This window comes from Iodobacter sp., from assembly GCF_025352645.1.
Lineage (GTDB): Bacteria > Pseudomonadota > Gammaproteobacteria > Burkholderiales > Chitinibacteraceae > Iodobacter.
Map to the genome: position 1 here is coordinate 1 of NZ_JANXSO010000078.1, position 12,790 is coordinate 12,790.

Here is a 12,790-nt window from a genome sequence, read left to right on the forward strand (position 1 = left end):
AGATAGTCGACACCTACATTCGATGGTATAACGAAAAGCGAATTAAGGTTTCCCTCGGTGCGCTTAGCCCGATTGAATACCGAAAGAGACTTGGGTTAATAACATAAAACCAGTCCAAGAATTTATCCGCAGCCCCCTGGGGTCAAATTTCAATCGGCGTGAACAGAGCTGGAATCTGAAAGCGACTGATTGACGGTCGAAACAACCACCAAGCCCTGCGATGCGGGGCTTTTTTAACGCCTATCAACTCGATCAGACAGCTCAGTGATCACTCTTGGCTTATCCCAGTGCAAATCGACAGCTCGTAGCTGGGTATAACGTGCTAGGTTTTTCCATGACCGATGCCCAGACACCAACGCCACTTCCTGAATCGCATACCCCTGCTCAAATAAGCGGCTGATTCCCTCATGCCTCAGATCATGAAAATGCAGATCGATGACGCCAGCCCGCGAGCATAGCCGCGTGAACGCGGCACTAACACACGCTGCTTTATACGGAAAAATGAGCTCGTGCTCGTGAAACTGAGATTTAATAATATCCATTGCAAATCCCAGCAAAGGGACCACTTGATTATTTCCGATCTTTTTCTTAGGGTCTTTACGATCCCGAATCATGATAGTGCGATTTTTCTCATCTAAATCACTCCAGCGCAGAGCTACAATCTCCCCAAGCCGCATCGCGGTTTCAACAGCAAAACGCATTACATCCGTAATTGGGATCACACGCTTATGATTCGTCGGTCTAGCCACAGCCATTAAGCGTGATAGCTCTGACTCACCCAGCCGCCGATCACGCTCAGCAGATTTTCCAATCATGCCATTTGCGCTTAAATACTCTGAGGCCAGCTCAAATATTGAGATATCAAAATTTACCCCCAAATACTTATTTGCTGTTTTTAAAATGCCCCCCAAATAAATAATATCGTGATTGATCGTTTGTGGCAGAGTACCGCCCGAACCTCGTTCACGCGCATATTCGATAATAATATCCGTGGTGAGACGGCTCAGCGGCAAATCCCCAAGTGTAGAACGCGCTAAAATATTCAGAACACTGCGCTTTGTGTCACCGATCGGTTTGTCTTTTTCAATAAACTCAATATATTGCCCAATCAGCGACTGCAGAGTGACATTTTTTAATTTGTGCTGATTGATCGCTGCAGAATCTTGCATCTGCTCTGCCAGCCTGCTGGACCAGTCTTCAGCCAAACGCTTTGCTACCGCCTCTGCCCGTGCGCCGGTACCTGAAACTTTGAAATTTCTGGATTCATTCAGCAGAATTTTTCCAGATCGCTGAATCCGTACTTGTGCCTGAAAAGAAACCGAGCCGTCTTTATTCGTTACGCGTAAAATGGTGGCCACTTTAAGCGCTCCTATTCGTGTTTTTCAGGCCCTGAAAATAGCAGTAAAATAGGAGTTGATGCAACTGAGTACCGCTCAAACCCGCATTCGACCGTAGAAGACCGTAAACATGAAAAGCAAGCTATGACTGAAGAAAACCCAATAAAGTCAATGAAGACAAGGGGTAGGCGCTACTCTATCGCGCCTATGTTGGATTGGACCGATCGCCACTATAGATATTTCTCCAGACTGCTAACTAAGCACACCTGGCTGTATACCGAGATGGTGACGACTGGGGCGATTATTCATGGGGATAAGCAGCGGCATCTTAATTTTGATGAGATTGAAAACCCGATTGCTTTACAGCTGGGTGGATCTGATCCGATAGCTTTGGCGACTTGCGCCAAGCTTGGCGAGGACTGGGGCTATGACGAGATCAATTTGAATGTGGGCTGCCCTTCCGAGCGAGTGCAAAATGGGGCGTTTGGCGCTTGCCTGATGGCGGAGCCGCGTTTGGTGGCGGATTGTGTAAAGGCCATGAAAGATGTGGTGGATATTGATGTCACCATCAAGCATCGTATCGGTATTGATAATGAAGAAAGCTACGACTTTGTGCGCGATTTTGTGGGTACGGTAGCTGATGAAGGCTGTAATACTTTTATTGTGCATGCGCGGAATGCTATTTTAAAAGGCTTGTCGCCCAAAGAAAACCGCGAGATTCCGCCGCTTAAATATCATTATGCTTATCAGTTAAAACAAGATTTCCCGCATTTAGAAATTATTGTAAATGGCGGCATTACGACGCATGAGCAGGTGGCGGAGCATTTAAAGCATCTGGATGGCGTAATGGTGGGGCGCGAGGCTTACCATAATCCTTGGATACTGACGCAGGTAGACGAGTTATTTTACGGCGGCGCAGCGCATACCGCATCCCGCGTGCAAGTGATGCACGCAATGCGGCGCTTTATTGAGGCAGAAATGGCGCAGGGCTTGCCGATTCGCTTAATGACTCGACATATTCTGGGCTTATTCCAGCATCAGCCGGGTGCTAGAACCTGGCGACGGATGTTGTCTGATTCAAAATTGCTTAAAGAAGCTGACTTCCAGCTGATTGAAAACGCTCTGCGTGAAGTAACTAAAGGCCATTCTTAAATGAAGCGCATCGCCCTTTTACTGACATTGATGATCCCGCCCGCATTCGCCACCGAAGTGACGCTGCTGGCGGCAATGGGCAATAAGGGCATTTTGCTGATTGATGGGCAAAAAAAGACTTTGGCAATTGGTCAGAAAATGGGCGATGTCAAGCTACTGGCGGTGAGCAGCGAGCAAGCCACCGTTATGATAGGCACACGCCAGCGTCAGCTTTTATTGGGGCAGGGTTATATTGCCAGCACCAAAGCAGAAAGTGATAGCGTGGGTAGCCTTACGCTTAGCCCGGATGCGCAAGGGCATTATTATGCCGATATTGCCGTGCGTGGCATCAGCCAGCGCGGCATTATTGATACCGGTGCTAGCTTTTTATCTATGCCGCGTAATCTGGCCAGCAATATGGGCGTGGATTATAAGCAGGGCGAGGAAAGCCGCACGCAAACGGCCAATGGCATCATTAAATCTTGGCAGGTGACGATTGCGCAGATTCGCATCGGCTCCCTACTATTTAATAATGTGCAAGCCAGCATTCGCGACCAAGATAATGGGCCTTTATTAATTGGCAATAGTGTTTTGAATCGCTTTCAAATGAAGCGCGAACAAGAGCTGCTGATCTTACAAAAGAAGAACTACCAATGACGACTTTGATAAACTCCAAGCAAAAGATTATCGTTTTAGCCAGTAATAACGCCGGTAAGGTCAAAGAATTTAACCGCCTGTTTGCCAAGCTAGATATCCAGATTGTCCCGCAGGGTGAGCTAGGCGTAGCAGAGTGTGATGAGCCGCACCATACCTTTATTGAAAATGCCTTAGAAAAAGCCCGCCACGCCAGCCGCATTACCGGCCTGCCCGCGCTGGCCGATGACTCTGGCCTCTGTGTAAAAGCCTTGGGTGGCGCGCCGGGTGTTTACTCGGCCCGCTTTGCGGGTGAGCCAAAATCGGATGCCCGCAACAACCAAAAACTCATTGAAAGCATGGCCAAGCAGAGTGATCGCAGCGCTTATTACTACGCCGCGCTGGTTTTAGTACGCCATGCTGACGACCCACAGCCCTTAATCGCTGATGGCATTTGCCGAGGGGAAATCCTTGAAACCAGCCGAGGTGAGGGAGGTTTTGGCTATGATCCGCTGTTTTTGCTGCCGCAGTTTGCAAAAACAGCCGCCGAAATCAGCGCAGACGAAAAAAGTCAGATCTCGCATCGCGGCAAAGCTTTGCGAGAATTAATCGCGAAGCTACAGGAAACAGGTTTATGAGCGCGGCTGTAACTGTAAATCAAGGGGAAACCCGCTGGGCCACATGGCTAAGAGACGATGCATCGGTGGTGTCTTGTACCGAAAAAGTAAAAGTCATGAATGAGAATTTAGACGAGCTAAAACAAATGGCTCAGGATTTACTGGAAGACGGCCTGCTGATGGAAGTATCGGAAGATCAGATTAAAGCTGTGCTGCATAGCCTGATCGATGAGCTGCATAACCCTTATCAGAAATAAGGCAATAGCATCGATTAAAATCAAAAAGCTCTGTAGCCATAGGAAACGGGAAGAACACAGAGCGCACTAAGAAAAACGGCCTTGCCTATTCACGTAGGGCGGGTGAAACCCGCGTATTTTTCAGTATTGCTCGCGGGTTGCACCCGCCCTACGAATAACGCTTTGCTTAAGTTGATAGGATTGGGGTGCAACCCTCCGTTTACGTAGCTTTTGAGACCTAAATCTGGCGGGTTTCACCCGCACTACGAATGATGCAATGTTTACAACGGCGACAGAATGACTAATAACATAACGCTTATCTCTGTGTGCTCTGTGTTCTCATTTATCTCTGTGCCTACAGACCTTTTGCTTTACAAGCCCGCAATACCCATAAAGAAGTGAACACCATGCAATCGATTTCCATGCCCATCGGCAAAGCTAACTGGGCGCTTTCTGCCTTACCGCCTTTGGCGCTGTATATTCACTTTCCTTGGTGCATTAAAAAATGCCCCTACTGTGATTTCAACTCGCACGCGCAAAAAGGCGCGCTGCCGGAGCAGCAGTATATTGCCGCCCTGCTGGCCGATTTAGAATCCTGTTTGCCGCTAATGTGGGGCAGGCCGATTACCAGTATTTTTATGGGTGGCGGCACGCCGAGCTTGTTTTCTGCTGAGGCGATTAATCAATTGCTAGAAGGGATTCGGGCCAGAGTGCGTTTGCACCCTGATGCCGAAATCACGCTGGAAGCCAATCCGGGCACCTTTGAGAGCGAAAAATTTGCTGGCTACCGCGCCGCAGGCATTACGCGTTTATCGATTGGTATTCAGAGTTTTAATGCTGGGCATCTTAAAGCGCTAGGCCGTGTGCACGATGATAAAGAAGCCCATCGCGCCATCGAGATTGCCCATCAACATTTTGATAATTTTAATCTCGATATTATGTATGCCCTGCCTAAGCAAACGCTGGCCGAGGCACTGCTCGATATCCGCACCGCCATTGCTTGTAAATCCACCCACCTTTCGGCCTACCACCTGACGCTAGAGCCCAATACCCTGTTCCACCGCTACCCGCCTACGCTACCGGATGAAGATTGCAGCGCCGATATGTCGGATGCGATTGAAGCGGAATTAGCCGCTGCTGGCTTTGAGCATTACGAAACCAGCGCCTTTGCCCAGCCTAAGCGTCAGGCTAAGCACAATTTAAATTACTGGCAGTTTGGCGATTACCTAGGGATTGGGGCAGGCGCGCACGCCAAAATCAGCTTTCCGGATAAAATCATCCGGCAGATGCGCTATAAGCAGCCGACTGAATATTTGCAAAAAATGGCAGCGGGCTCGGCGGTGCAGACCGAAGAGCAAATTACTTTAGAGCAGCTGCCATTTGAATTTATGCTCAACGCCCTGCGCCTGACGGGTGGCTTTGATTTAAGCCTGTTTGAAGAGCGCACTGGCTTACCTCTGACGAAGGTCATTCACCAGATTGAAAAAGCCGTTGCAGATGGATTATTAGAGCGGCAGCTTAATCATATCCAGCCCACTTTACGTGGCCAGCGGTTTTTAAATACGCTGCTTGAGCGCTTTTTGCCTTAATCCACATAACTGCATCAAAAGCCCTTCGCATTAAGCTGCGAAGGGCTTTTTTATCGCCGTTTACTTCAGATAAATGGCAGATAAATGGCTTACCCTACCGTTTGTATTCCAAAATCCCCCGCTACTCGCATGCATTAGCTAAATAATTAAACGCTGATTAATATTCCATATGAATGAGCACAGCGCTCTTCAAGCCCACCCGTAGGGAAAGCCATCGAGGATGCTATGAACAATCAACAGGGATTTACCTTAATCGAAGTCATGATCACGGTGGCGATCATTGGGATTTTGGCCTCGATCGCCGTGCCTCAATATTCAGACTACGTAACCCGCAGCCGCCTAGTTGAAGCACAGAGTAAGCTCAGCGATACCCGTGTGCGCTTAGAGCAATTCTTTGTAAACAACCGTACTTATGTGGGCTTCACCTGTACTCAAGCAGCGGTTGGTAATGAAAACTTTGGCATTACTTGCCCCACCCAAACGGCCACGACCTTCGTTATTTCGGCTACGGGCACCAATAAGATGGTTGGATTTGGCTTTACTTTGGACGACCTCAACCAAAAAGCCTCGGCCATTACCGCTGCAGGTTGGTCCAACCCAACAACGAATAATTGTTGGGTCAGCAAAAAACCAAATATTTGTTAGGCCACAAAAAATGAGCTCATCCCAAGCAATACGAAGGGGTTTTAGCCTTGTTGAAGTCATGATCGTACTGGTGATCTTTGGCGTGTTAGTTGCCATCGCCATGCCGGGATTTCAAGGCTGGGTGCGCAGCGCTAAATTACGCAGCTTTGCCGAATCTTTTCAAACAGCCATTCAAACCGCCAGAGCCGAGGCGATTAATCGCAATGCTTATGTGGAGCTGGTATTAACGGATAGCACCGTCGTGGGGGCCGATCCAACGACCCGAAATGCGCTTGCCGTCAATGCCTCAATAACCGGCACAGCATGGCTGATTCGTGAATGCCCAGACTGCAGCAACATCAGCACCGCAGGCGTCGGCCCTTATCCCTTTATCCAAGGCAAAGTCTTAGCAGAGGGCGGCAGTAACAATCCACCTCAGCTTAATGCCAGCGCGTCTTTAATCCGTTTTGATGGTTTGGGCAGAGCCAATGCTACTTTTAATTTAATTGTCGCCGATACCGCTGCCGCAGCAACCCCTGCCAGCTGCACCTTGGCAGGCACAGGACCAATTACTGATCCAGCCAGAGTTTGTGTGGTGTTAGATCGAGGAGGTGGCGCAAGAATGTGCTTGCCCGATGCCCCAGCCACTAACCCCAGTTCTTGCGCGAGGAGCTAAAGGCCATGCAATTTTTTATAAAAGAGTGTTTTAGCCCCACAGCACGCAAGCCTTTCGTTTTTCATAAGCAAGGCGGCTCGATGCTGCTAGAGGCCATGGTAGGCATTACCATTTTCTCTTTTGGGGTCTTATCTATTTTAGCCTTGCAAGGCAATGCCATGCGCCATGTTTCCAGCACCTCCGCGCGCACTTCGGCTATGCAACTGATTCAGCGTGTGGATGGATTAATGCGCGTCAATCCACGCACCGCCAATCTTGATAGCTTTCAGATGACAACTTGCACCTCGGCAGCGGCCAGTTCCGAAGCGGGAAAATGGTCCAGAGCCGTTGCGGCTCAGCTTCCTGGTGCAACATGCAGTGTAGTCATTGATGCCGATACGCCCGCTGGCCGTAGCATCCGCTGTTTTCGTCGTGCTACCGTCACGATTACTTGGCCAGTTCGGCATGGCGAAGTTACTGGCGTTGCTGGCACAACAAACAATACGGCAACAAATGTAGCGGATATCCAAACGGTGTGGAGCGACACAGCTAACGGCATGTTGTGCAATACCTAAGATCACGCCCAAATAGAACAAACATCGATTAATCAGAGGTACGGGGCTATGCGCCACTCTAGCGGTTTTGGAATTGTAGAACTCATGGTTTCCGTGGTACTTGCCTTGGTTTCGATGATTTCTATTTATCAAATTTTTGGGGTGAATGAAGCCTACCGGCGCAGCAGTATGGGTGGCTCTGGCGCGCAAATTAATGGCGGCATTGCCGTAATGCAAATGCAAAAAGATGCGGAACGCTCAGGTATGGGTATTGGAGACGTGGGCGCACTCAATTGCAATGTGGTTTCAAGAGTCGCCAACCTGACTAACTTCCCCTTGATTCCAGTGCTTATCCAAAGCGCAGGCACCTCCGATAGCCTGACCTTTCTCTACGGCAGCAGCATTATCGGTGGAGGGCAAGTCGCCCAGCTTGCCGATATTGAACACCTCAATGCCGACACTCAGTTTGCCAATGTCTCAGGCGGGCAAAGTATAGCCACCAATGATCTGGTGATCGCTTGGCAACCGCCCACCCCCACTATTCCGCAAATCTCCTGCCCACTATTTCAAGTGACCTGTACAAATGCCACCCCCTGCGCTGGTGCTCCAGCAAACACCGATGGCTTTGCCATTGGCAATGCAGCCAATACATGGAACTCCGCCACGGTCGGTGCGCCCTTTCCCGCCGAGCTAAGTAAAATCACGCGCCTGTATAATTTTGGCCGACTCACACGGCGTACTTATTGCGTATATCTCTCCGGCAACAGCAATACTTGCACCGGCTCTGGCACTCAAATCCACGGTTCACTGCTTAGCCAAGACGCGCTGGATGCCACGGCAGCGGCAGATGGAACTTGGCAAGTGGTCACTGAAAACGTGATTCAAATGAAGGCCGAATACGGCTTAGACACCAATGCAGATGGCGATGCTATCCCTAATAATGTAAACACATGGCAAAAAGCCGCTCCAGCGCAATGGGCACAGCTCATCGCCGTTCGCTTTGCCGTCTTGGTACGCGCCAGTAATCCTCAAAAGCTCAACCGTGCAGGTACTTGTGTGAATGAAAGCAGTAGTAATTATACCGCCGCCACACCCAGTGATGCATTTACCAATACCACGGCAAGCTACTACCTTGGTTGGGGCGATACTACTTCTGATCCACTCACCCAGCCCACCAATGCCGACTGGCAGTGCTATCGCTATAGCGTGCACGAAACAGTCGTACCACTACGCAATCAGATTCTATTAAACCAACCCATCGCTGGCTTTTGAGGAAGACAAGCATGCACACGCCGCGTACTTCTGCCCCCCGCTGCCAACAAGGTCTGGTGCTATTTATTGCACTGATTGTGCTGGTGATCATGACCTTGGCAGGCATTGCTATGGTGCGATCCATCACCACAAGCACCCAAGTTGCTAATAATTTGTCCCTGCGCCAAGGTACGACCGCAGCTGCCGATGTAGCACTTGAAACCGCTCGCCAATGGCTGATTAATATATCGAGAGCGACTCCTGCCACACTGAATGCGGATTCCACAGACAATGGTTATAGCGCGACCAATACCACCAACCCCATTAGCACCACAGATAGTACGCAATGGCGTGCCGGTAGTGGCTGGGTTTGGGTTGCTAATAGCTGCACACCCAAGCCCTGCACACCCGCCCCCATGCCTCAGGCCACCAGTGCCGCCGCAGTCGCCAATGCTAATGGCTTTAGCACCGCTTATTTAATACAGCGTAGTTGCAGTAATAATGCGGCCCCTTCGCCGGTGATTGATACCACCGCCGCCATAGGAAACCCCTGCAATTTAGTTCAAAACGACCCAACTCAACCAAAAATAAAAACCCCTCTTACTGTGAATTACCTGATTACGGTAAGAATTCAAGGGCCTAAAAATACGGTTAGTTTTTATCAAGCGTCTATTAATTAGTAGCCATCAGGACGGCGAATTAATAGGGAGCAGGGCAAAGACGATATACCTTAGGCGCGGTGCCGCCGTGAATATTCTTATTCATGCAGCGCTTTAACGGCTAAAGCCGCTCATACAAAAAACCAGCTAGCCATTCTTTACTGGCCAGTGTCCAGACTTAAACCTGAGCAATAGCAGGAAAACTGGATTAGTGAAAGTTTCACGCTTTGTGCATTGCATATCGCTGCACTTCACGATTTAAGGGAATTGCTCCAGCAGTGGGGTTAGTTTTTACCAAGCGGCTTTGTATGAAAGACGCTTTCATTAAGGACCAAGCATCATGAAATTCAATCTTATTGCCCTAGGATGTCTTGGCCTTAGTGTCAGCACCTTCGCAGTACAAACCGCCGATAAACCCTTATCCACACTGACTTCTGGCGATGTAAAACCAAACATCATGTTTACGATTGATGATTCTGGGTCTATGGCTTGGACGCACATGCCAGATAGCGTCGGTGGCTATGGAACACTGACCACGGCCTACCCTGATTTGCTCTCTAAAGTAGGCTACCGAGCATCCTTGTGTAATGGCGTGTATTACAACCCAGCCATCACCTATCAGGCACCCAAAAACGCCAATGGCACGAGCATGCCCGATGCCAGCTTTACTGCGGCTTGGTATAACGGCTTTAGCTCTGGCTCTACCACGACACACAATCTTTCTAATGCCTTTTTTGCCTACGACAACACCACCAGCTACGGCCGAGGCACAGCAACATCGGTGCAGGCCTTTTATTGGGCTCTAAAACCAAGCGTCACCTTTAATAGTGGCAACCCCGGTCCCCAATGCGCTGAAGTCCCCAGTGGCAGTATCGACTCTAACTCGGCCGCCAGCACCACCAGCTGGACTAAAGTATTCGTCCCCGACACCAGCCAAACTGCAGCCGTTCAAACCGCACAAAAAACCAATTTTGCCAATTGGTTTAGCTATTACCGCACTCGTTTACAAATGATGAAGTCCAGTGCAGGCTTGGCCTTTTCTAATATAGACACCCGCTACCGAGTCGGGTTTTCTAGAATTGGCCGACTTAAAGTGGGCGACTATAGCAGCGGTATTTTTTTAAATATTAATGACTACGATGGCACACAAAAAAGTGCTTGGTATTCCAGACTATATGGCACGACTACAGGCCCAGATGGAACGCCGCTCAAATTAGCATTGCAAGCGATAGGCCAAATTTATGCAGGGTCTATCCCATCCGGCGTAACCGATCCTATTCAATACACCTGCCAGCAAAATTTTGAAATTCTCACTACAGATGGCTACTGGAATGCCTCTGGCGATTCCGTTGCTGTTGGCAATACCGACAGCAGCAGCGGCATCCCTAGGCCTATGCTAGATGGTGCAAATCAATCCGATAATTTGGCCGATGTGGCAATGAAGTACTTCAAAACCGATTTACGTACCAATATGGCCAACAATGTGCCAGGTGTACTCGCCTTTGATACCGGCCCAGAAGGCCGCCAAATGATGCGGACCTATACCTTGGGTATGGGAATGAATGGCACGCTTAAATATGTTTCTGATTACGAAACCAATGGCGACGCAAGCGTTAATGATTATGTGGGGCTAAAGAATGGCACAAAAAATTGGCCTACCGTAACCGGTGAAACCTTAACCACGATCGATGATCTATGGCATGCGGGAGTAAATGGCGGAGGGAAATTTTTCAGTGCAAGAGACCCCAATGCGGTATCCAGCAGCTTACAAAGCGCGCTCAACGATATTAGCGCCAGATTAGGCGCGGTCGGCGCTCCCGATATATCCAATGCCTTTATGACGGCAGCAGATAATAAGGTTTATAACAGCAGCTATAAAACACGCGACTGGACAGGAGATGTATCAGCCAAAAGTGTGGATGTGACTAGCTCAAGCTTTATCACCACGGTGCTTTGGTCGGCCCAAGATTTACTCGCCACCCGCAATTTAAGCAGCAACCCTAGAACGATTTATTCCTGCGCTGGCAGCTGCACCAGTTTTACGACTTTTGATGCCAGCACCTACGCCAGCAATGTTTCAATTACTGCGGGTGTAACCAGTTTAAAAACCGCCAACTCCTTAAATACAGCGCAGCAAGCAGCCATTGATGGCACTAAGCTCGTCAATTATCTACGTGGCGATCAAAGCAATGAGCCTACAACGGCAGCACCTGATTTAGCACTCACCACGGCACTGTTTCGCCAACGCACCAAGACCCTTGGCTCGATTATTCATGGTGGCGTTTCCTATGTTAAAAAATCTGAAAAAGCTTATGCAGATTCTGGCTATGGTGCATTTTCCAGAACGAACTTAAGCCGCCGCGCCATGCTTTACTCCCCTGCCAACGATGGCATGCTGCATGCCTTTGATGCCACCACAGGGCAAGAAGTCTGGGCATTTATTCCCCCCAGCCTGCTACCCAGCATGTGGAAACAGGCCGATAGAAATTACGATAGTAATTTCCAATATTTTGTAGATGGATCCCCGACCATTGCCGATATCTATGCAGGAGGCTGGAAGACTATTCTTATCGGCGGCTTACGCGGTGGTGGCGGTGAGTATTACGCCATCGACATTACCAACCCATCCGCCGCTATCCCAGCCGCTCCTTTATGGAGCTTTAAAGACAGCAGACTTGGTAAAACCTATGGCTTTCCAGTGGTTGGAAAAATCGGCGGGCAGTGGAAAGTATTACTCTCTGCGGGCTACGATAATAGTGATAATAAAGGCTATGTATTTGTGCTGGATGCCAATACTGGTGCGCTAGAAAAAACCTTCACCACCAGTTGCGTCGCCACTGATGGCACATGCGGTATTTCCAAAATTGGTGCATTGTTTACCGAGCCTGATGTAGACGACACCATCAAGATGGCCTACGCAGGTGATTTGGCAGGTAATTTATGGCGCTTTGATGTAAATGGTGCCGGAGGCGCTGCCGTCTTAGTCGCCACCACAGGCACCAGCGCTTTACGCCAGCCTATTAGCTCAGCGCCCTTAATCAAAGAAACACCTGAATATAAAAATGCAGGGGGAGTTGCGGCCCATTATGTGAACTTTGGGACGGGCCGCTTTTTAAACCAAAATGATATGAGTACCACCGATACCCAAACCATCTATGGCCTGATAGTTGATCCTAGCCTAGGCAGCATCGACTCCAGCTTTAGTAATTTACGCAGCACAGGTTCTTTAATTGAGCTTGTCATAGATAAGACCTGCGATAAAACCATTAAAGAGAATGTAGGAGGAGTCGTCACCTCTTTAGAAAGCATAAATAACAGCAATTTATCCAGCAACTGCCCCACAGCGGTGGGGGGGAACGGCATAGATCAATTTCAAAACACCGATGGAAACTTCGATACTATTACCTTGAAAAGATCCGCCAATACGGCCTTAGGCACGGATTTAACCACATGCAAAAATAGCACCAAAGGCTGGCGAGCCAATTTGCCGATCAGTAAGGAGCG

The 12,790-nt window shown here is 49.2% G+C and carries 13 protein-coding genes; 12 read left to right on the top strand and 1 reads right to left on the bottom strand.

Going from position 1 to position 12,790, the window contains the following annotated elements:
• Positions 1 to 107, top strand: a 107-nt coding sequence (locus Q0R17_RS09395; protein WP_293934405.1) for an IS3 family transposase, incomplete at its 5' end; no start/stop codon positions are given.
• Between the two features lie 126 nt (positions 108 to 233).
• On the opposite strand, the gene Q0R17_RS09400 is transcribed toward Q0R17_RS09395, so the two are convergent.
• On the bottom strand, positions 234 to 1,358 hold the full coding sequence (locus tag Q0R17_RS09400; RefSeq protein ID WP_293934392.1) for a site-specific integrase: 1,125 nt from the start codon (positions 1,356 to 1,358) through the stop codon (positions 234 to 236).
• Positions 1,359 to 1,544: 186 nt separating this feature from the next.
• Here Q0R17_RS09400 and dusA point away from each other — a divergent pair, with 186 nt between their 5' ends.
• From dusA to Q0R17_RS09455, 11 genes are all read left to right on the top strand, one after another.
• Positions 1,545 to 2,489, top strand: coding sequence for a tRNA dihydrouridine(20/20a) synthase DusA (dusA, locus tag Q0R17_RS09405; RefSeq protein ID WP_374759864.1), 945 nt, complete (start codon positions 1,545 to 1,547; stop codon positions 2,487 to 2,489).
• Positions 2,490 to 3,125, top strand: a complete 636-nt coding sequence (locus tag Q0R17_RS09410) for a TIGR02281 family clan AA aspartic protease (protein ID WP_293934394.1) — start codon at positions 2,490 to 2,492, stop codon at positions 3,123 to 3,125.
• Complete coding sequence (rdgB, locus tag Q0R17_RS09415; RefSeq protein ID WP_293934395.1) at positions 3,122 to 3,739, top strand: RdgB/HAM1 family non-canonical purine NTP pyrophosphatase; 618 nt, start codon at positions 3,122 to 3,124, stop codon at positions 3,737 to 3,739. Before Q0R17_RS09410 ends, rdgB begins: the two co-directional genes overlap by 4 nt.
• Positions 3,736 to 3,975, top strand: coding sequence for a hypothetical protein (locus Q0R17_RS09420; protein ID WP_293934396.1), 240 nt, complete (start codon positions 3,736 to 3,738; stop codon positions 3,973 to 3,975). Before rdgB ends, Q0R17_RS09420 begins: the two co-directional genes overlap by 4 nt.
• 386 nt (positions 3,976 to 4,361) lie before the next feature.
• Positions 4,362 to 5,543, top strand: a complete 1,182-nt coding sequence (hemW, locus tag Q0R17_RS09425; protein ID WP_374759865.1) for a radical SAM family heme chaperone HemW — start codon at positions 4,362 to 4,364, stop codon at positions 5,541 to 5,543.
• Positions 5,544 to 5,768: 225 nt separating this feature from the next.
• Positions 5,769 to 6,188 carry a type IV pilin protein gene (locus tag Q0R17_RS09430; protein WP_293934398.1) on the top strand — a complete coding sequence of 140 codons (420 nt, stop codon included), beginning with the start codon at positions 5,769 to 5,771 and terminating at the stop codon, positions 6,186 to 6,188.
• A 10-nt stretch (positions 6,189 to 6,198) separates the two neighbouring features.
• On the top strand, positions 6,199 to 6,843 hold the full coding sequence (locus Q0R17_RS09435; RefSeq protein WP_293934399.1) for a GspH/FimT family pseudopilin: 645 nt from the start codon (positions 6,199 to 6,201) through the stop codon (positions 6,841 to 6,843).
• Between the two features lie 5 nt (positions 6,844 to 6,848).
• Positions 6,849 to 7,397, top strand: a complete 549-nt coding sequence (locus Q0R17_RS09440; protein WP_293934400.1) for a hypothetical protein — start codon at positions 6,849 to 6,851, stop codon at positions 7,395 to 7,397.
• Between the two features lie 48 nt (positions 7,398 to 7,445).
• A complete protein-coding gene (locus tag Q0R17_RS09445; protein ID WP_293934401.1) occupies positions 7,446 to 8,648 on the top strand; it encodes a PilW family protein in 1,203 nt (400 codons plus the stop codon).
• A gap of 11 nt (positions 8,649 to 8,659) precedes the next feature.
• Complete coding sequence (locus Q0R17_RS09450; protein ID WP_293934403.1) at positions 8,660 to 9,307, top strand: hypothetical protein; 648 nt, start codon at positions 8,660 to 8,662, stop codon at positions 9,305 to 9,307.
• 319 nt (positions 9,308 to 9,626) lie between these two features.
• On the top strand, positions 9,627 to 12,790 hold a 3,164-nt coding region (locus Q0R17_RS09455), incomplete at its 3' end, for a pilus assembly protein (protein WP_293934404.1).